A 19,251-nucleotide genomic window follows, 5' to 3' on the forward strand; every position below is an offset into this window, starting at 1 on the left:
TTTACAATTCCATATCAACAATTTTGTGCTATAATATAGTGGAAAATTAAGTGATGGAAAGGGAAACTATGGCAGAAAAGCTGATTGATCTGGATAGCATTGAATTGGCGGTGGCGGTGTTCGGCAATTGTGATCAGAACATACGCCTGCTGGAAAGCGAACTGGGCGTAACGGCTGTATGTCGAGGTGCGCAGCTCAAGCTGACCGGCGAGAGCGACGCGGTTACCGCGGCGGGCCGCGCTATCGACGGAATGCTGACCCTGCTGGAAAATCATACCCCGCTGGAAGAGCAGACTGTACGTTACTGCATCAGCCTGGCCCGGTCAGGGGAAGCCGCCCGGGTACAGGAGTTAACCGACGGGTTTGTGGCTATCACGGCCAAAGGCCGTCCGGTGCGTCCGAAAACGCTTGGCCAGAAAGAGTATCTGAAAGCCATTGCGGAAAACTCGATCACCTTCGGAATCGGGCCTGCCGGTACCGGCAAAACCTATCTGGCGGTGGCAATGGCTGTCAAGGCTTTCAAGGCCAAAGAGGTGGAACGCATTATCCTGACCCGCCCGGCAGTAGAGGCAGGGGAGAAACTGGGCTTTTTGCCCGGCGATCTTCAGACCAAGGTTGATCCGTATCTGCGCCCGCTGTATGACGGCCTGTACGATATGCTGGGGCCGGATACCTTTCAGAAGCTGCTGGAAAAGCAGACCATTGAGGTAGCACCGCTGGCTTATATGCGGGGCCGCACTCTGGATGACGCTTTTATTATTCTGGATGAGGCCCAGAATACCAGCCCGGAGCAGATGAAGATGTTCCTTACCCGTATGGGGGCCGGCAGCAAGGTGGTTGTCACCGGTGATGTGACCCAGATCGACCTGCCGGATAAAAGCCGCAGCGGTCTGGTGGATGCGTTGCAGGTACTGCGCGGGATTGAGGGCATTGCCCAGATCCGGTTCAGTGAAAAGGATGTTGTGCGGCATCGGTTGGTGCAGCAGATCGTCCGTGCTTACGACAAAGCGGCGGCCGCGCGCGGCCGCAAATAATAAAAGGAGGCAACTAGGATGTCCAACAAGGTGTATATTACCAATGACCAACATGCAGTCAAGGTCCCGTCCGGGCTGCGTATCCTGATCCGGCGCAGCTGCAATGCTGTACTGGAGTTCGAGCATTTCGCTGAGCCCGCAGAGATCAGCGTTACTTTTGTAGATAACGCCCGCATCGCGGAACTGAACAGCCAGTACCGCAACAAGCCCATGCCCACGGATGTACTCAGCTTCCCTCTGGGTGAAAATGGCGTCTACGACCACAATCAGGACACCGGTGCTGCCATGCTGGGCGATATCGTGATCTCGATGGAAAAGGCCATGGAGCAGGCACAGCTGTATGGTCATCCGCTGCAGCGTGAGGTTGCGTTCCTGGTAGTACATTCCATGCTGCATCTGCTGGGGTACGACCATGAGCAGGGCGGTCTGGAAGCGGTTCGTATGCGGGAAAAGGAAGAAGCCGTGCTGATTCAGCTGGGTCTGCCCCGTACGGTATCCTATACGGCGGACGAGGTCTGATGCGCCGCTTTCTTCGAGGCTTTCGTTATGCCTGGGCAGGCATTGTCGCCGCTGTGCGTACCGAGCGCAATTTCCGGTTTCACCTTTGTGCCGCAGCCTATGTGCTTTGGTTTAGCCAGTATTATACATTCACAAGTGTGGAGTATGCCCTCTTGGCGCTCTGTATCGGCGGGGTCATGGCACTGGAGCTGGTAAATTCCGCCGTGGAGCGTGCGGTGGACAAGCCGGATGTGGCCCACTGGCGCGCTGCCGGTTCTGCCAAAGATATGGCGGCCGGCGCGGTGCTGGTGTTCAGCGCCGCTGCGGTTGTTGTTGGCCTTTGCCTTTTGGGCGACTGGGAGGTACTTTGCCGGATCATGAAACTCTATACCAGCAATCTGCCCGCAGCGGCGGCTCTGCTGCTTTCGGCTGTGTTGGCTGTTCTGTTTATTCGCGGCCGAAAGCCCAAAGATATTTAAGACACAGAAATATGCGCGCTTTACCGGCGCGCCGGGAGGAAACAGTTTGCAGGAACAGACTTCTTCGGTATTTGTGGCCCTGGTGGGCCGTCCTAACGTGGGAAAATCCAGCCTGACCAATCGTCTGGTAGGGGAAAAAGTTGCCATTGTAACCTCCAAGCCCCAGACCACCCGCACCCGTATCACCGGCATTGTAACCAAGGGACCCGCGCAGTATGTTCTGCTGGATACCCCTGGCATCCACAAGCCCCGCACCAAACTGGGGGAACGGATGAGCAAAACAGCCACCGACTCCATCGCAGACGTGGACGTAACCCTCATGCTTTTTGAGCCTTACGGGGAATTTACCGAGTCGGAACTGGCTCTGGTGGAGGGCATCCGGGCTTCCCACGGGCCTGCATTGGCGGTTATCAACAAAACCGATACGCTGAAAGCGCCCCAGGATGCGGAGATTCGTGCCCGGCAGTTGGAGCAGCTGGGAATCTTTGATAAGGTGCTGACCGTTTCTGTTCTGGCCGATGAGGGCTGCGACACGCTGCTGGAAGAACTGCGTGCTTATGCGGTGCCCGGCCCCCATTATTTCCCGGATGATGCCTACACCGACATGCCGGAAAAGGCGCTGGTGAGCGAGGTAATCCGTGAAAAGATGCTGCTGAACCTGCGGGACGAAATTCCCCACGGTATCGCGGTCACAGTGGAACGGTTCAAGGAGCGCACCGATAAGAACATCATCGACATTGACGTAAACATCTACTGTGAGCGCAAGAGCCACAAGGGGATGGTCATCGGCAAAGGCGGACAGATGCTGAAAAAGATCGCCAGCCAGGCCCGGGCAGACTGTGAGGAGTTTTTGGGCGCCAAGGTCAATCTGCAGTGCTGGGTCAAGGTCAAGGACGATTGGCGGGACAGCGATTTTCTGCTCAATGATTTCGGATTTCGCCAGCCTTGACATGCGTTAATCAGAAAGGAGGAGGATGCTATGCAGCTGGTCACGCCGGGCCTTGTGCTCCGCGAGGTCAAGGTAGGGGAGTCGGATCGCATCCTCACCATTCTGACCCCGGAACACGGGGTTCTTTCCTGTACGGCCAAAGGCAGCCTGCGGCTGAAAAGCAAACTTTTCAGCGCCTGCGGGCTGTTTTGTTATTCTGAATTCACCCTTTTTGCCGGGCGCACTCTCTATACAGTGGATGATGCCCAGGTCAAAAATGTATTTCATGGGCTGGCCAACCGGCTGGACGCCATGGCGCTGGCTATGTACATGGCGGAGGTCACATTAATGCTGTCTCCCTCCGGCAAGGAAGGGGAGACTCTGCTGCGGCTGATGCTCAACAGCCTGTACCTGCTCAGCGAAAAAAAAGCCTTGCCACGTAAAATCAAAGCAATCTATGAGCTGCGCGCTGTAAGCGAAGCTGGTTTTATGCCGAATCTGCTCTGCTGCCGGGAATGCGGCAAATACCAGGGCGGCCCTTTCTGCTTTGATTTAACCGCCAGTGACCTTCTCTGTGAAGATTGTGCCGCCAAACAAGGGCTTGCCCCAAATTTGGATGAAGCGGCACTGACGGCACTGCGGCATATTATTCTGGTGGAAGACCGACGGGTCTTCGGATACACCATACCGCCGGAAAGCCAGCGCCTGCTGAACGCTGTAGCGGAGCAATATGCCTGCCGTCAGCTGGATAAGACACCCAAAACATTGGAATTTTTACAAACCGTGCTGGAGTAATTCGGCCCGGTTCGCGCCATTTCAGTGAGGAAGATCTATGGATAACGCTTATTATAAAACTCTGGAACTGGACAAGATCCGTAACCGTGCTGCGGGTTTCACCGTCTGCAAGGAAGCGGCAGCCCGTCTGCTTGCACAGCAGCCCTGGACTGACCCGGATGAGGTCCGGTTTGCCCTGTCCCAGACGGATGCAATCAACAGCCTGCTGCTGAAAAACGGCAGCCCTCGCTTTGGCGGGGTAGAAGGCGCCGACAAGGCCGTACAGCGTGCGGTCAAAGGCGGCTTGCTTTCTATGGGTGAACTCCTGCTGGTGGCAGGTGCTCTGCGCAATTTTCAGAACCTGTCCCAGTGGTATACCATGACCGAGCATGACATGCTTCCGGTAGACGATTTGTTCTACGCCCTGAGCCCTCAACCTGGCCTGGAAAAAGCCATCACCGATGCGATCCTGTCGCCGGAAGAGATGGCGGATACCGCCAGCCACACTCTGTTTGATATCCGGCGCAAGATCCGCGCCACTGAAAACTCCATCCGTGACAAGCTGGATGCACTGGTAAAATCCTCTGCTACGTCCAAATATCTGCAGGAAGCCGTGGTTTCCCTGCGCAACGGCCGCTTCGTGGTGCCGGTCAAAGCTGAGCACCGGGGCGAGGTGGGCGGCGTCATTCACGATGTATCCTCCACCGGCGCTACCGTTTTCGTAGAGCCCACTGCCGTGGTGGAAGCCAACGCTAAAATTCTGCAGTTGCGCAGCCAAGAACAGGCGGAAATCGACCGCATTCTGGCAGCTTTTACCGATCAGGTTGCCGCTCTGGATCCGTTGTTCAGTTACAGCTACAGTGCAATGCTGGACATTGACGTACTGCTTGCCAAGGCTCGTCTGGCTCTGGAGCAGAAAGCCTGGTGTCCGCATGTGTCTTCGGGAAGGGGATTCTCTCTGCTGAAGGCCCGGCATCCGCTGATCGATCCGGCCAAAGTTGTTCCCATTGATGTATCTCTGGGGCAGGAATATGATACCCTGGTAGTCACCGGTCCTAACACCGGCGGCAAAACGGTTACTTTGAAAACAGCGGGTCTGCTCTGTGCCATGGCACAGCACGGATATCTGATTCCTGCTCATGAAAACAGTACCGTTTGTGTGTTTCAGGAGTATCTGGTGGACATTGGTGATGAACAGAGCATTGAGCAGAGTCTGTCCACCTTCTCTGGCCACATGAAAAAGATCACCAATATTCTGGGGCTGGCCGGGCCGGGCACTCTGGTGTTGCTGGATGAGCTGGGTGCCGGTACCGATCCGGCCGAGGGCGCAGCACTGGCTGTAAGCATTATCGAACGGCTGCGCAAGCTGGGAGCGCTGGTCATGGCCACTACCCACTATGCAGAAATCAAGGTCTTTGCCTTGGAAACGCCGGGTGTAGTCAACGCAAGCTGCGAATTTGACGTTGACAGCCTGCGTCCCACGTACAAACTGAGCGTGGGCGTTCCCGGCAAATCCAATGCGTTTCTGATCAGCGAAAAGCTGGGTATTCCTGCCGAAGTGATCGAAGCCGCCAAAAAACACCTTTCCAGCGATGACCGCCGTCTGGACAGCGTACTGGCCCAGCTGGACAATCTGAAGCTTCAGCTGAAAGCCGGGCAGGACGAAATTGAGCGGCTGAAATACGAGGCAGAACACCAGTTGGAGTCTGCCCAGAAGAAGAAGGAAGCCCTGATTCGTCAAGGCGAGCAGGAACTGGAAGCCGCCCGGGAAAAAGCCCGGCAGATGGCTCAACAGGTGCAAAGTGAGGCTTACGCCCTTACAGATGAACTGCGCAAGCTGCAAAAGGATGAGAAAATGTCAGCTTCCCAGCGTGCAGCCCGTGCCAGGGAAATTGCCAAACGCGATACCGAAAAACTGTTTGGAAAAACCGACGTGGTGCATAATGTCGTTCGTGAATTTGTACCGCTTAAAAGCGTTAAGATTGGCGATGAAGTCGTTATTGCCGAATTGGACCAGACTGCGACTGTCATGAGCCTGCCGGATAAAAGCGGGATGGTGGAAGTACGCGCCGGCATCCTGAAGACCAAAGTTCCGCTGTCTGGTCTGAAAGCTCCGGACAAGTTTAAAAAGGCGCCGAGCAAACCCGTATCTGCCCGTCCGGCCCCTGCCCGCAAAGGCGGTGTTACCGTAGAGCGCGGTCAGCGCAGCGCCTCTATGGAGATTAATCTGCTGGGCATGACGGTAGACGAGGCGCTGATGGAGACTGACCAGTTCCTGGATCATGCCGTTATGAACGGTCAGACGATGGTTTACCTGATTCACGGAAAGGGTACTGGTGCACTGCGCACCGCAATTCATGAGCATCTGCGCCGGCACAAAAACGTGAAAAGCTTCCGCCTGGGCCGATACGGCGAGGGCGAAGCCGGTGTAACGGTAGTAGAGCTGAAATGATTACAAGCAAAAATGAGCTCTCGCGCGTTGCGGCGCGGGAGCTCATTTTTGCTTGTACAGGAATTTTACCCTTTAGGCATCAGGGGAGGAGTGAGCCGAAACGCTTCGCGGTGGGTAGTCAGAAGCCCTTCCCGCTGCAGTTTTCCCAGTTCTGCGGAAAGTGCACTGCGATCCACCCCCAGGTAATCCGCCAACTGCTGACGGTCAAACGGGATCAGAAAAGTAGCGCTTTTATGAAGAAGCGCCTGATCGGAAAGGTAAGCAAGGACACGCCCCCGTATAGAACGGTGCGCTGTATAAAGAGCACGGCGGGACAGATTCAGATTTTTTCCTGCAATTCCGCGAATCAAATTGCGAAGCAGGATTTCCTGTGCAGCCTCGTTTTGTGCGTTCTGATGCAGGAGGTGAGTGGGGTTCAGCAGCAGAACACGACTATCGGCAGCAGCCGCTACGCTCACCAGGGAAGGCTCATTGCCAATGCACGCATACACCTCTCCATATAGTTGGCCCGGAGTAATCCTGTCCAGCAGCGTACGCCCACCCCAAACATCCTCATGCTGGATATACAATTCTCCCTGCAGCACAAGCCCGATTTCATGAATTGGCTGCCCAGCGGGGCAAAGAATCTCATCCTTGCAGAAGCCCAACTGCCTGGCGTGTAGTCTTTCCAGCAAGACCGGAAGTTCCGCTGCGGCAATACCATAAAACAATTCAGTATTTGCCAGAAAATCCATATCCATATATATGCCACCTCTATGTTGTAGCAACAACATGCCTTGTTTCTTAATTGTAATATACTAAATCGCGAAATGCAAATCATGATTGAAACCACAAGTGGGGAAGTACGCAGTCCCAAAAGCAGCGCTATGAATATGGAATAATTATGGCGCTGATTTCATGAAGGATTGGCCTTTGGCTCAAATGAAGACTGACGATAAAAATGTTGCTGGGTGTATTTTATTCGGATTAGCTTTTGCTGAACAGCTTTTTACGCAATTGATTTTTCGCATTTTGTGAGATAGGTTTTATAAACCACAGCCGGTAATGAGAGACGTCAAGGGTTCTGAGTAGTATATAAAGAGTTTCCAGCCAGCATAGAGGGAAGAGAAGCGCCTTCATGGGCAGCCCTAGAAAAATCCATAGTATTTCGCTAAATATAAATTTAGCGAAATATAGGGGAGCAAAAAGCCACTACTTCGCCCAAAAGCCCTCTTTAAGCCTGCCTATACTTGAAAGTCTGGCTGCATATGCGTATGCCTAATCTTGTGTAAAAGCACTGATATTTGTTTGTATCCACAAAGTGTGCTACAATAAAAAACATACCAGCAAAGGAGTTCTCCAAACGTATGAGCACCTACATCGATCCAGCGCATCCCAACCGGCATGATCCTTACACTGACATTCCGGATGTTGTGATCCGCTATTTGAAATATCTGGAAACCATTTTAAATCGTTCCCCACGTACGGTTAATGCATATTATATTGACCTGCGAGGTTTCTTCCGATTTCTGCTGGGCTTTCGTACCCATGCCGACACGCCCTCGAATGAGCTGGATGTACATGAACTGGATCTGGCCTTTGTAAGAGCCATCACACAGGAAGAAATCTACGAGTACCTGTATTATCTGACCAACGAATGCGCCAACAAGCCGGCAGCCCGGGCACGAAAGCTGGCCGCCGTCAAAGGGCTGTTCCGATACCTTGTACGAAAGGAAAATCTGCTTACTTACGACCCCGCTGAGGATATTTCCACCCCCAGTATCAAGCGGGCACTTCCTAAATACTTATCTTTGGAAGAAAGTCTCGAATTGTTAAATAATATACAAAGTGATTTTTTTGAGCGCGACTACTGCATCATTACCTTGTTTTTAAACTGCGGAATGCGTCTTACAGAACTGGTAACCATCGACCTTTCCGATTTCAAGGAAGACACCATCCGCATCGTAGGTAAAGGCAATAAAGAGCGACTTGTTTACTTAAATAACGCCTGCAAGGAAGCCTTACGGCGTTACTGTGATGCACGGGCTGCCTTACCGAATCTGACGGACAAAAAAGCGCTGTTTGTATCAGCACGCACGGGAAAACGTTTGTCCAACCGACGGGTTGAGCAGATTGTGGAACGATGCCTGAAAACTGCCGGACTCAGTGGACGCGGATATTCGCCGCACAAACTGCGGCACACAGCGGCGACTTTAATGTACCGTCACGGCAATGTAGATATGCTGGCTTTAAAAGAAATTCTGGGACACGAACATGTTTCCACCACAGAAATCTATACTCACATCAACACTCAGCAGTTAAAGGATGCTGTGAGTTCCTCTCCCCTGTCGCGGGTAAAAGCGGCGATGGTGCACCGGTCAGACAAAGAGTTGCCCGAACATCAGGAAGAAAGCAACCTGGAGAATCTCGACGACAACGCCAAGGGCACCGAAAGTGAGGAAACGTAACAGAAACCGTTTGACGCTGCTTCTCATCGTGGGGCCCCCATTCGCTAAACAATTCTGCCTGATAAGGCGGGACGTCCGCAATGCCTCAGCAGCAAATTGCAGTTGGAATCCAACACACAGAAGGCCAGGAATCCAGAATACAAGCGTGTAAAGCAAAACGCCCTGCCATCCAGACTGTGCGTAGAGCAGCGCAACATAGGCACTCTCCCAAAGCCCCCGCAGGAAAATCAGGGTCAGCACAAGAGGGCTTCCAAATGCACACAGTCCCACAAGCAACAAGGCCAGAAGCACCCCTATATATCCAAGGAATCCCATACTGAAAAGCATATCTGCGCCGGCTTGTGCACCAGTTTGTGCCAGATTCCGTCCATATAGCGTGAGAAAAGGTGTTACCTGTGGCAGCGACTGAACAGCCGCGATGCCTAACCCAAGCCCCAGCAGGTACAGAGTGCCGACAAGCAAATTCACTTTACTGTGTCTGGTGGGCGATTTAGGCCGAATGGCATGATCTTCCCTTTCTTTTCCAGGCGTTGCAGTGTGCTCGCAAGCCCTTTTCGAAGATTGCGTCACTGCGGGTACAGGCATGGATGGCATCGACATGGTTTCTGTTTGGCGCGGAAATTCTTTTATTGTGTTGGTATTTGAGGGCGACACCGATGGCGGGCAGCGATAAGTCCACATAGCTTGTACCTCTTTGTTTTTTTGCACAGTATATGTATGGGCGGACTGAAAATAGTCTTGCAAGGCAGCTGGCAACAAGTGTGATTGCCAGCTGCCTTTTTAAAGAGCCAGGCTATACTGCCGCATGCCTGCGCGTTTCTCCACTGCCAATGCCCAAAACGCCGCCTAATCCCCCAAAGGCAACCAGGCAAATCAGTTTCCAGATGGCGATTGTAGTAAATTCCGTCTGACCGTTCAAAAAGGCCGATACCACAAACAGGACAAAATAAACCGCACCGCAGCCAAGGCCAATCCATAATCCCCCTTGTCGGATGCGTTTTGCTGCCGCAAACGCTGTTACGGCGGTTCCCAGACCGGCACTGCAGATTGCCGCCACGGGGGCAGCATAGTCGGGAATATCTACCCGGCAATATACCCATGCGCAGGCAAGCATAGCCAAGCCAGCGCAGAGAATCCCCTGCACAGCCGCCATCAGCAATTGAATTGGAATATTGACCGGTGTACCACTACCGGTGTATAAACCTTTGGAAAGCGGTCCTTTAGAAAACTGTGATTTTGCCATAAAAAAGCACCTCCCTGTATACCAAACGGTATGCAGGGAGGTGTTCACTTTATGCTGTCTTGAAAACGCTTTACTTGTTCTCGGAACCAGCGTCCATGTCCAGCTTGTTCACAGAGCCAATGGCAGTACGGCGGAAACGGATCTTGACGCGGTCGCTGCCGGTCTCCAGCACGAAGGTATCCTCTTTCAGGGCAACAACGCGGCCCACGATGCCGCCGATGGTGGTCACCTCATCGCCGATCTCGATGGAGTTGCGCATTTCCGTTTCCTTCTTCTGCTGCTTTTTCTGAGAACGGTACATGAAAAAGAACATACCGCCCAGGATCACCAGCATAAATACGATTTGAAGCATCTCAGGGGTCATGGTCAATAATCTCCTTACATCTGTACTATTGGGTCCAACACAGTATTACAATTATATCGGTTTTACGCGATGATTGCAAGTCCAAACCGGAAATCAAATCCGGGTATCCAGCAAGGTCACATACTGGTCATGGAACTGAGCAAAGGTCCCGTTGTCCAGCGCTTCGCGGATACGCTCCATCAAACGATTGTAGAAATACAGATTATGCATAACCGCCAGCCGCATTCCCAGCATCTCATCCGCCTTGAAGAGATGGCGCAGATATGCGCGGGTAAAGGTGCGGCATACCGGGCAATCGCATTCCGGATCGATCGGCTGTTCATCCTTCTGATATTTCAGGTTTTTAATGTTGATGATGCCGCTCCAGGTATTCAAATGTCCGTGACGGGCATTGCGGCTGGGCATTACACAGTCAAACAGATCCACGCCGCGACTGACCGCCTCGATGATATTGCCGGGTGTACCCACACCCATCAAATACCGGATCTTATCCTTGGGCATGTGCGGCTCCACAGCGGAAATCACCCGATACATCTCTTCGGTGGGCTCCCCCACCGCCAGCCCGCCGATAGCGTAGCCGTCCAAATCCAGCTCTGCAATCTGCTTCATGTGTTCAACCCGCAGATCATCAAAGGTGCACCCCTGATTGATGCCGAACAGAAGCTGGTGCGGGTTCACTGCCTTGCCTTCATTCTTCAGCCGGGCCATTTCCGCCTTGCAGCGGGCCAGCCAGCGTACCGTACGATCGCAGGAGGCTTTGGAATAGGCGTACTCAGCCGGATTCTCCACGCACTCGTCAAATGCCATGGCGATGGTGGAACCCAGGTTGGCCTGAATCTGCATGCTTTCTTCAGGCCCCATAAAAATACGATGCCCATCCAGATGAGACTGGAAGGTCACCCCTTCCTCGGTGATCTTGCGCAGCTTGGACAGGCTGAACACCTGAAATCCGCCGCTGTCGGTCAGGATAGGACCATCCCAACGGGTCATCTTGTGCAGTCCGCCCAACTCGGCCACAATCTTATCGCCGGGGCGCAGATGCAGATGATAGGTGTTGCAGAGCATAACCTGGCAGCGGATATCCTTCAGATCCAATGCGGAAAGCCCGCCCTTGATGGCTGCTGCGGTGGCCACATTCATAAATGCAGGGGTCTGTACCGTACCATGTACGGTTTCAAACTGCCCGCGGCGTGCATTGTGCTCCTGTTTGAGTAAAGTGTACGGCAAGGGTGTGTCCATCCTTTCTGTTTTGATTCTGTTAAAGGATCAGCATGGCATCGCCAAAGCTGAAGAAGCGATATTTTTCCTCCACGGCCACCTTGTAGGCATGCATGGTATTTTCGTATCCGCAAAAGCCTGCCACCAGCATGATCAGGGTGCTTTCCGGCAGATGGAAATTGGTAATCAAGCCATCAATGCACCGGAACGGTTTGCCCGGGTACAGGAAGATATCCGTATCCCCGCAACAGGCGCGAATCTCACCGTATTTTTCGGCTACCGCTTCCAGGGTACGGCAGCTGGTGGTACCAACCGCAATAACCCGGCCGCCATTCGCTTTGGTGCGGCGGATTGCTTCAGCATTCTCTTCGCTGACGCTGTACCACTCGCTGTGCATTACATGGTCAAGGATATCGTCTTCCTTTACAGGGCGGAACGTACCAAGCCCCACATGCAGCGTAACCTGGGTAACGCCAACGCCCATCTTCTGCAAAGTGTCCAGCAGTTCCGGTGTAAAGTGCAGCCCGGCAGTAGGGGCAGCAGCACTTCCCAGTTCCTTGGCGTAAACCGTCTGGTACTGGCTCTGATCCTCCAGCTGCTTGGTAATATAAGGCGGCAGCGGCATCCGGCCAAACTGATCCAGCTTTTCGTACAAAGTGGCGGTATCGTAGCTGAACTCTACCCGCTTGTTTCCATCAGGCAGGGTCTGCAGAATCCGGGCAGTCAGAGAGCCATCGCCAAAATGAATCACAGCCCCCTCTTTGAGACGCTTACCGGGCTTGGCCAGACACTCCCACTCGTCCCCTTTTACCTGATGCAGCAAAAGCAACTCGCAGACAGCACCGGTGTCCTTGGAACCGATCAGTCGGGCGGGCAGAACCTTGGAATTATTCACCACCAGCAGGTCGCCGGCATGTAATAGATCAGGAAGGTCGTGAAACACCCGGTGTTCAATATGACCGTCCTGCCGGCCCAGCACCATCAGACGGGCTGCATCCCGCGGTTCTGCGGGTTCCTGCGCGATCTGCTCGGGCGGCAGGTCAAACCAGAAATCTTTTTTCAGCATACTTTTCCTCGCTTTAGATTGACATTTACCGGCTGACAATGCTATATTGTTACCAGCACAGAGGTTGCGGCTTGCAAGAGTAGGCCCGTCTGTTCCGGCTGCCAGGCCGCTCATGCAGACCCGCCAAAAGGGCAAGCTGCCGAAGGTGGATGTTCGGCAAGCATTCGCCTGGGGTCAGTATCGAAAGAGCTGGAACTGTCACGCCGGACAAGGCGTGTTGCGCTGTGTCATGCAATCTAATTTATTATATTGCATAACTTGCCGGTTTTCAAGCCGGCTGTTTTTTTATCCTGAAATATGCCGTTGCCGGGCAAAACTCAATTGAGGAAAGGTGTTTGCAGTATGAAAGAGTATCGTGTCGGTGTAGTAGGCGCTACCGGTATGGTGGGACAGCGTTTCGTTTCGCTGCTGGAGAATCACCCCTGGTTCCATCTGGCGGTTGTAGCCGCTTCTCCCCGCTCGGCGGGCAAAACCTATGAAGAAGCCGTGGGCAGCCGCTGGGCGATGCCTACTCCCATGCCGGAAGCGGCGAAAAAGCTGGTGGTGCTGAATGCCGCCGACGTGGAAGCGGTTGCCTCTCAGGTGGATTTTGTTTTCTGCGCTGTGGATATGAAAAAGGATGAGATCCGCGCGTTGGAAGAGGCCTATGCCCGTGCTGAGTGTCCGGTGGTTTCCAACAACAGCGCCAACCGCTTTACCCCGGATGTTCCAATGGTTGTGCCGGAAATCAACGCCGACCACCTGGAGATCATTCCTGCCCAGCGCCGCCGTCTGGGCACCAAGCGCGGCTTTATCGCGGTCAAGAGCAACTGCTCGCTGCAGAGCTATGTGCCCGCTATGCACCCCCTGATGGAAGAGTTCGGCGTAACCAAAGCGCTGGTCTGCACCTACCAGGCCATTTCCGGCGCCGGCAAGACCTTTGCCACCTGGCCGGAGATGGTGGATAACTGCATTCCCTACATCGGCGGCGAGGAAGAAAAGAGCGAGCAGGAGCCTCTCAAGCTGTGGGGCCATATTGAGGGCGACCGGATTGTTTCCGCCGCCAGCCCGGCCATTACAGCCCAGTGCCTGCGCATCCCGGTATCCGATGGCCATATGGCGGCTGTGTTCCTGAGCTTTGCCAACAAGCCCACCAAGGAGCAGATTTTGGATAAGTGGGCCAAATTTGCCGGCCCCGCGCAGGAGCTGAATCTGCCCAGCGCCCCCAAGCAGTTCCTGCACTATTTTGAGGAAGCTGACCGGCCGCAGACCCGCCTTGACCGGGATACCGAAAAAGGCATGGCTGTCTGCATCGGCCGCCTGCGCGAGGATACCCAGTACGATTACAAGTTTGTATGCCTTTCCCACAATACGCTTCGCGGCGCTGCCGGCGGCGGGGTGCTTCTGGCCGAACTGCTGGCCGCCAAGGGATATTTTGACTGACAGGAGGTCTGTGCATGAAGCCCACTATCTTTACCGGCTCTGCCGTGGCGATCATCACCCCGATGCATCCGGACGGAAGTGTGAACTATGAGGAATTTGACCGTATCCTGAACTATCAGATTGAAAACGGCACCGACGCCATTGTGGTTTGCGGCACCACAGGCGAAGCGTCCACCATGCCGGACGCAGAACACCTCTCTGTGATTGAGCGGGCCGTACAAACGGTGAACCACCGGGTTCCGGTGATTGCCGGTACCGGTTCCAACGACACGCCCCATGCGATCAGTCTCTCCCGCGGAGCCCGCGATCTGGGCGCAGACGCACTGCTGCTGGTGACCCCCTATTACAACAAGACCAGCCAGCGGGGCCTGGTACAGCATTTCAATACCATTATTGACGCTGCTGGTTTGCCCGCTATTCTGTACAGTGTAGCTTCCCGCACCGGCGTGAACATCGCGCCCGCCACCGTAAAAGAGCTGGCCAAGAACCCGTTGGTTTGCGGCATCAAAGAAGCCAGCGGCAACATTGCGCAGGTAGCGCAGATTGCAGCGGATTGCGGTGATGAGATTGATCTGTATTCCGGCAACGACGACCAGATTGTCCCCCTGCTCTCGCTGGGCGGCAAGGGCGTTATCTCGGTGCTGGCCAACGTAGCCCCTCAGAAAGCTCACGACATCTGCCAGCTCTGGTTTGATGGCAAAGTGCAGGAATCCGCGAAGTTGCAGCTGGCTATGCTGCCGCTGATTCATGCGCTGTTCTGCGACGTAAATCCCATGCCGGTCAAAGCTGCCATGAATCTGCTGGGCTGGAATGCCGGCAGTTGTCGGATGCCTTTGATCGATCTGGACGAGGCACAGACCGCCCGGGTGCGCACGGAACTGCAGAAGGCCGGTTTGCTGTAACCAAACTGTAAAAGTAAGCCCGGGCACGTTGCAAATGCGGCGGGCCCGGGCTATACTTATATTATGCGGCGATCCGGCAATTTTCGGAAGGATTCTTCGTTTTGTCGTTCGCCCCGAAGTTCGTCAAATCATCAGACAAAGGACGTGAACCATGAAGCAGATTATTATTCAAGGTATCCGCGGCAAGATGGGCCGTGCGCTGTGTGAGCGCATTGAAGGCCGTCAGGACTGCCGCGTACTGGCCGGTATCGATCTGTCCGCCGGGCAGGAAGGTGCCATTCCCGTTGTTTCCTCTCCCAGCGACCTGCCTGCCGGCGGAGATGTGGTAATTGATTTCTCGGCACCGGAAGCCTCCATGCGGCTGCTGGAGTATTGTGTAGCCCATTCCCTCCCCTGCGTGCTCTGCACCACTGGCTTTTCCGAAGAGCAGAAAGCACAAATCTGTCAGGCATCCGAAAAGGTAGCTGTGTTCCAGAGCGCCAACATGTCGCTGGGCATCAATCTGCTGGCCGAACTGGCCTGCCGTGCGGCCAAAAAGCTGGGGCTGGATTATGACATCGAGATCATCGAAAAGCATCACCACAACAAGGTGGATGCCCCCAGCGGCACGGCCCTGCTGCTGGCGGATGCCATCAATGCTTCGGTAGATGTGCCCTATACCTACGTATATGACCGGCATGCTGTGCGCAAAGCCCGGGATGTACACGAAATGGGGCTGCACGCCGTGCGCGGCGGCAGTATCGTGGGCGAGCATGAAATCCTGTTCTGCGGCCAGGATGAGGTAATTACCCTGTCTCACAGCGCCGCTTCCCGCGGTGTATTTGCCAACGGCGCCATCAATGCGGCGCTGTTCCTGTGCGGAAAGCCGGCCGGTCTGTACACGATGCGCGATCTTCTGGAGGACTGATTCATGCTGAAGAACAAGCTGCTGGCCCTTCTGCTGGGCGCTGTTTTGCTATTCGGCTGCTCCGGCGTAAAGCTCGATCTGCCCGCCGCCGTACAGCCCGACCCTACGCCTGCGCCTACAGCAGCGCCAACGCCTGAACCTACCCCGCAGGTAACAACCCTGCGTTTTTCCGCCACTGGCGACAATCTGATCCACCAGGGCATTTACAAACAGGCAAACCGCCGTGCAGGCGGTGAAGGATACGATTTTTCCTACTGCTATGAGAATGTGCGGGATTTCTACGCAGACTTTGATATCAACTGGATCAATCAGGAAACCCTGATCAACGATAAGTATGAGCCTGCTACCTACCCCTGCTTTTCTACTCCCGGTCAGATGGCCCACGATCTGTACGATGTAGGGTTCCGGGTATTCAGCATCTCCAACAATCACACCTATGATAAGGGTGCCGGCGGTATCGAAGCGACCCTGGAATTCTGGGATACCATGCCGGAAGACACGGTGGTCTGCGGCCTGTACCGCGGGCAGGAAGATTACTCCAATATCACCCTGCAAACCGTAAACGGCGTAACCATTGCCTACCTGGCGTATACGGAACATACCAATGGTATCCCCACGCCTTCCGGTGCTGTCGCGAATGTGATCTACACCAGCGAACTGGACGTAATCGAAAGCCAGATTACCCAGGCGGCTCAACTGGCTGATTTGGTGGTGGTAAGCAATCACTGGGGTGTAGAAGGCAGTCACACCATCACCGATGCGCAGCGCAATCTTGCCCAGCAAATGGTGGATTGGGGTGCAGACGTAATTATCGGCACTCACCCCCATGTGGTACAGGATGCCCAATGGCTTACCGCCGCTGATGGCCGGCAGTGTTTTGTAGCCTATTCCCTGGGCAACTATCTGAACGCGCAGTCCACCATGGATACCATGATCGGTGCGGTACTGGATTTCACCATCCAGAAAACCACCCAGCCGGATGGAACCAGCGAGACGGTGATCCAGTCCCCTGTTCTGCATCCGGTCATCAACCATTATGATGCCAATTACGGCAACATTCGTTTGTACTGGTTCCAGGACTACACCGACGAACTGGCTTCCCAGCACGGTGTACGTGCCAAGTACCCGGAGTTCAGCCGCAGTTACATATCCAACGTCCTGACCAATACCATCAGTGAAGAATTCCTGGATATGGCCTGATTTTTACGAGAGGAGCGATCGAAATATGTATGGCGTTTCCAAAATCACAAGTCAGCCTGATGTGATGCTGGTGACTTTTCCGGCTGCCGAATACTCAGCCCGGAGTGCTGCCAATCATCTGGATGCTTTTGCGCAAAACGGCGTGGTGGTGGACATGATCTGCCAGAGTGCCCCGCGCGGCACCCGGTTCGATCTGAGTTTTACCACTTGCGGAGACGCTTTTGCGGCGGTAATGCAGGTTATCACCAAGCTGGCTCCGGATAAGCAGCAAGCACCGCTGATCAGCCGCGGCTACAGTAAGCTGAATCTGTTTGGTGAAGAAATGGTAACCAGCTGCGGGGTTGCTGCCCGTGCATTGAGCGCACTGGCGGACGAAAACATCGAAGTTGCTCTGATCACCACCAGTGATCTGGACATTTCTCTGCTGGTGCGGGAAGAGAACGAAGATGTCGCGTTGTCTGCCCTGCATAAAGCGTTCTGTGTAGACTGATTGCCGATTTAAAGAAGCCGGGCCGTTTTCAAGCAGTCCGGCTTCTTTTATTAGCTTCTATAGATTTCAGCTATGGAACGTTATACAAAACAGGTATTGGCCTTTTTTCGCAGGCTGTATTATACTGGATTCGAATAAAAATGTTCCTGTACAGGGAGGGATTGGTTTGAAAATCGTGGAGCATCAATCATTGGATGAGGAACGCGCACTGTACGGAAGCCGCGATATCTTGGTACGGAATTGCCGGTTTGAAGGGCCGGCCGACGGGGAAAGTGCCCTGAAAGAATGCGATTCGATCCGGGTGGAAAATTGTGCCTTTCACCTGCGGTATCCGCTCTGGCACGACCACGGCGTTGTGATGGAAAACTGTGAGATGAACGAAGCCTGCCGGGCGGCGCTTTGGTATTCCGAAAATGTTCAGATCCGCAACACACAGATGCACGGCATCAAAGCGCTGCGGGAGTGCCGCTCGGTCGTTCTTGATTCTTGTGATGAAATTTCCCCGGAATTCGGGTGGTCCACAGCGAATATCCAGATGGAGAATTGCCGGATTCAAGGTGAATATTTTCTGCTGCGCGCCAAGGATATCACCGCGCGGCAGTTGCAGTTCACCGGAAAGTACTCTTTCCAGTATGTGGAAAACGCCGTAATAGAGGACAGTGTGTTGGACACCAAGGACGCATTCTGGCACGCAAAGAATACCGTCATACGCAACTGTGTTGTGCGCGGAGAGTATCTCGCCTGGTATTGCAGCAATGTTACCTTTGAGCATTGCCGCATTGAGGGAACACAGCCTTTCTGCTATTGCCGCGGTTTGAAGCTGATTGACTGTGAGATGGTAAACACGGATCTCTGCTTTGAGCGTTCAGACGTACAGGCAGAAATTACCACGCCGGTGTTAAGCATCAAGAATCCCTGGAGCGGGAGAATTCTTGTGCCGGAAGTCAAAGAGGTAATTCGGGATGATCCCCGCGCTCACGGAGAAATCATAATCGGAACCGCCAGCCCATCCCATAAACCTTTATCTCCTGCCGGCTGACTTGGCCTGACAGGGTTTAGTGCATCAAAAAGGAGTGCTTCGTTATGAGTAAAACTGTTTGCATCATCTCGGCAAGTCCCCGTACGAACAGCAATTCAGACCGTTTGGCGAAAGCGTTTGCGCAGGGTGCCCGGGAAGTCGGACACACGGTGCAGGAAGTTCGCCTGCGGGAACACACCTATGGATTCTGTCAGGGATGTCTGGCGTGCACCCGAACCGGAAAGTGCGTACTGCAGGATGATGCCGGGCAGATTGTGCAGATGATGCATGACGCCAACGTACTGGTTTTTGCCACACCGATCTATTACTATGAGATGTCCGGGCAGCTGAAAACCATGCTGGATCGTGCCAATCCCCTGTACGGGTCGGATTATAAGTTTCAGGACGTATATATGCTCTCCACCGCAGCAGAGGAAGAGGCCGGCACAGATTTTCGCGCCGTCCAGGGCCTGGAAGGATGGATTGCCTGTTTTGAGCGCGCCCGGCTGACGGGCACAGTCTTTGCGGGAGGGGTGAACGACCCCGGCCAGATCGAAGGCCACCCTGCCATAGAGCAGGCACTTGCGATGGGACGTAATGTGTAACCTGGAACGGGGCTCATTCCGCAAAAGCATAAAGAAATACACAAAGAAAAGCCCGGTCAAAAGACCGGGCTTTTCTTGCCATGGTGCCGCTGACCGGGATCGAACCGGTATGATGTTTCCATCGAGGGATTTTAAGTCCCTTGCGTCTGCCAATTTCGCCACAGCGGCAAACTGCAATTTTAATCATACAGGATTACAGTCAGC

At 54.0% G+C, this 19,251-nt stretch carries 20 protein-coding genes, 1 tRNA gene and 1 riboswitch; of the genes, 14 read left to right on the forward strand and 7 right to left on the reverse strand.

Going from position 1 to position 19,251, the window contains the following annotated elements:
• Positions 1-68 precede the first annotated feature (68 nt).
• The 6 genes from B5E65_RS02870 to B5E65_RS02895 are packed head-to-tail and all read left to right on the forward strand — an operon-like array spanning position 69 to position 6,165.
• Entirely contained in the window at positions 69-1,034 is a 966-nt protein-coding gene (locus B5E65_RS02870) for a PhoH family protein (protein WP_087170267.1), read from the forward strand.
• An 18-nt stretch (positions 1,035-1,052) separates the two neighbouring features.
• Entirely contained in the window at positions 1,053-1,553 is a 501-nt protein-coding gene (gene ybeY, locus B5E65_RS02875; protein ID WP_087170268.1) for an rRNA maturation RNase YbeY, read from the forward strand.
• Complete coding sequence (locus B5E65_RS02880; RefSeq protein ID WP_087170269.1) at positions 1,553-2,011, forward strand: diacylglycerol kinase family protein; 459 nt, start codon at positions 1,553-1,555, stop codon at positions 2,009-2,011. Before ybeY ends, B5E65_RS02880 begins: the two co-directional genes overlap by 1 nt.
• Before the next feature lie 46 nt (positions 2,012-2,057).
• Positions 2,058-2,960 (forward strand): GTPase Era, encoded by a 903-nt coding sequence (era, locus tag B5E65_RS02885; protein ID WP_087170270.1) that lies wholly within the window; start codon positions 2,058-2,060, stop codon positions 2,958-2,960.
• Between the two features lie 30 nt (positions 2,961-2,990).
• Positions 2,991-3,734, forward strand: coding sequence for a DNA repair protein RecO (gene recO, locus B5E65_RS02890; protein WP_087170271.1), 744 nt, complete (start codon positions 2,991-2,993; stop codon positions 3,732-3,734).
• Positions 3,735-3,771: 37 nt separating this feature from the next.
• Positions 3,772-6,165 carry an endonuclease MutS2 gene (locus B5E65_RS02895; RefSeq protein WP_087170272.1) on the forward strand — a complete coding sequence of 798 codons (2,394 nt, stop codon included), beginning with the start codon at positions 3,772-3,774 and terminating at the stop codon, positions 6,163-6,165.
• 65 nt (positions 6,166-6,230) lie between these two features.
• Here B5E65_RS02895 and B5E65_RS02900 read toward each other — a convergent pair whose 3' ends face one another.
• Complete coding sequence (locus B5E65_RS02900; protein WP_158098497.1) at positions 6,231-6,905, reverse strand: Crp/Fnr family transcriptional regulator; 675 nt, start codon at positions 6,903-6,905, stop codon at positions 6,231-6,233.
• 606 nt (positions 6,906-7,511) lie between these two features.
• Here B5E65_RS02900 and B5E65_RS02905 point away from each other — a divergent pair.
• Positions 7,512-8,612, forward strand: coding sequence for a tyrosine-type recombinase/integrase (locus B5E65_RS02905; protein WP_087170274.1), 1,101 nt, complete (start codon positions 7,512-7,514; stop codon positions 8,610-8,612).
• Here the strand turns inward: B5E65_RS02905 and B5E65_RS15995 are convergent.
• The 5 genes from B5E65_RS15995 to queA form a co-directional block, all read right to left on the reverse strand.
• Positions 8,523-9,293, reverse strand: coding sequence for a hypothetical protein (locus tag B5E65_RS15995; RefSeq protein WP_143402960.1), 771 nt, complete (start codon positions 9,291-9,293; stop codon positions 8,523-8,525). The two genes, B5E65_RS02905 and B5E65_RS15995, sit on opposite strands and share 90 nt — an antisense overlap.
• A 112-nt stretch (positions 9,294-9,405) precedes the next feature.
• The gene (locus tag B5E65_RS02910; RefSeq protein ID WP_087170275.1) at positions 9,406-9,855 is read right to left on the reverse strand and encodes a TIGR04086 family membrane protein; all 450 of its coding nucleotides are present in this window, start codon (positions 9,853-9,855) and stop codon (positions 9,406-9,408) included.
• Between the two features lie 70 nt (positions 9,856-9,925).
• On the reverse strand, positions 9,926-10,219 hold the full coding sequence (gene yajC, locus B5E65_RS02915; protein ID WP_087170276.1) for a preprotein translocase subunit YajC: 294 nt from the start codon (positions 10,217-10,219) through the stop codon (positions 9,926-9,928).
• 93 nt (positions 10,220-10,312) lie between these two features.
• A complete protein-coding gene (gene tgt / locus B5E65_RS02920; protein ID WP_242957465.1) occupies positions 10,313-11,446 on the reverse strand; it encodes a tRNA guanosine(34) transglycosylase Tgt in 1,134 nt (377 codons plus the stop codon).
• A gap of 31 nt (positions 11,447-11,477) precedes the next feature.
• Complete coding sequence (queA, locus tag B5E65_RS02925) at positions 11,478-12,503, reverse strand: tRNA preQ1(34) S-adenosylmethionine ribosyltransferase-isomerase QueA (protein WP_087170278.1); 1,026 nt, start codon at positions 12,501-12,503, stop codon at positions 11,478-11,480.
• A gap of 50 nt (positions 12,504-12,553) precedes the next feature.
• Positions 12,554-12,736, forward strand: a riboswitch (Lysine riboswitch).
• Positions 12,737-12,845: 109 nt separating this feature from the next.
• Between queA and asd the strand changes: the two genes are divergently transcribed.
• From asd to B5E65_RS02960, 7 genes are all read left to right on the forward strand, one after another.
• Complete coding sequence (asd, locus tag B5E65_RS02930) at positions 12,846-13,925, forward strand: aspartate-semialdehyde dehydrogenase (protein ID WP_087170279.1); 1,080 nt, start codon at positions 12,846-12,848, stop codon at positions 13,923-13,925.
• Positions 13,926-13,939: 14 nt separating this feature from the next.
• The gene (gene dapA / locus B5E65_RS02935) at positions 13,940-14,827 is read left to right on the forward strand and encodes a 4-hydroxy-tetrahydrodipicolinate synthase (RefSeq protein WP_087170280.1); all 888 of its coding nucleotides are present in this window, start codon (positions 13,940-13,942) and stop codon (positions 14,825-14,827) included.
• 151 nt (positions 14,828-14,978) lie between these two features.
• Positions 14,979-15,734, forward strand: coding sequence for a 4-hydroxy-tetrahydrodipicolinate reductase (gene dapB, locus B5E65_RS02940; RefSeq protein ID WP_087170281.1), 756 nt, complete (start codon positions 14,979-14,981; stop codon positions 15,732-15,734).
• Between the two features lie 3 nt (positions 15,735-15,737).
• Entirely contained in the window at positions 15,738-16,934 is a 1,197-nt protein-coding gene (locus B5E65_RS02945; protein ID WP_087170282.1) for a CapA family protein, read from the forward strand.
• 25 nt (positions 16,935-16,959) lie between these two features.
• The gene (locus B5E65_RS02950) at positions 16,960-17,424 is read left to right on the forward strand and encodes an ACT domain-containing protein (RefSeq protein WP_087170283.1); all 465 of its coding nucleotides are present in this window, start codon (positions 16,960-16,962) and stop codon (positions 17,422-17,424) included.
• Positions 17,425-17,599: 175 nt separating this feature from the next.
• Complete coding sequence (locus B5E65_RS02955; protein WP_343286380.1) at positions 17,600-18,463, forward strand: DUF3737 family protein; 864 nt, start codon at positions 17,600-17,602, stop codon at positions 18,461-18,463.
• Between the two features lie 44 nt (positions 18,464-18,507).
• Positions 18,508-19,047 carry a flavodoxin family protein gene (locus B5E65_RS02960; RefSeq protein WP_087170285.1) on the forward strand — a complete coding sequence of 180 codons (540 nt, stop codon included), beginning with the start codon at positions 18,508-18,510 and terminating at the stop codon, positions 19,045-19,047.
• Between the two features lie 81 nt (positions 19,048-19,128).
• Here the strand turns inward: B5E65_RS02960 and B5E65_RS02965 are convergent.
• Positions 19,129-19,215 (reverse strand) — tRNA-Leu (locus tag B5E65_RS02965).
• Positions 19,216-19,251: the final 36 nt, after the last annotated feature.

Origin of the sequence: Gemmiger sp. An120, from assembly GCF_002160955.1 — a bacterium.
In the GTDB taxonomy this organism is placed as follows: Bacteria; Bacillota; Clostridia; order Oscillospirales; family Ruminococcaceae; genus Gemmiger_A; species Gemmiger_A avium.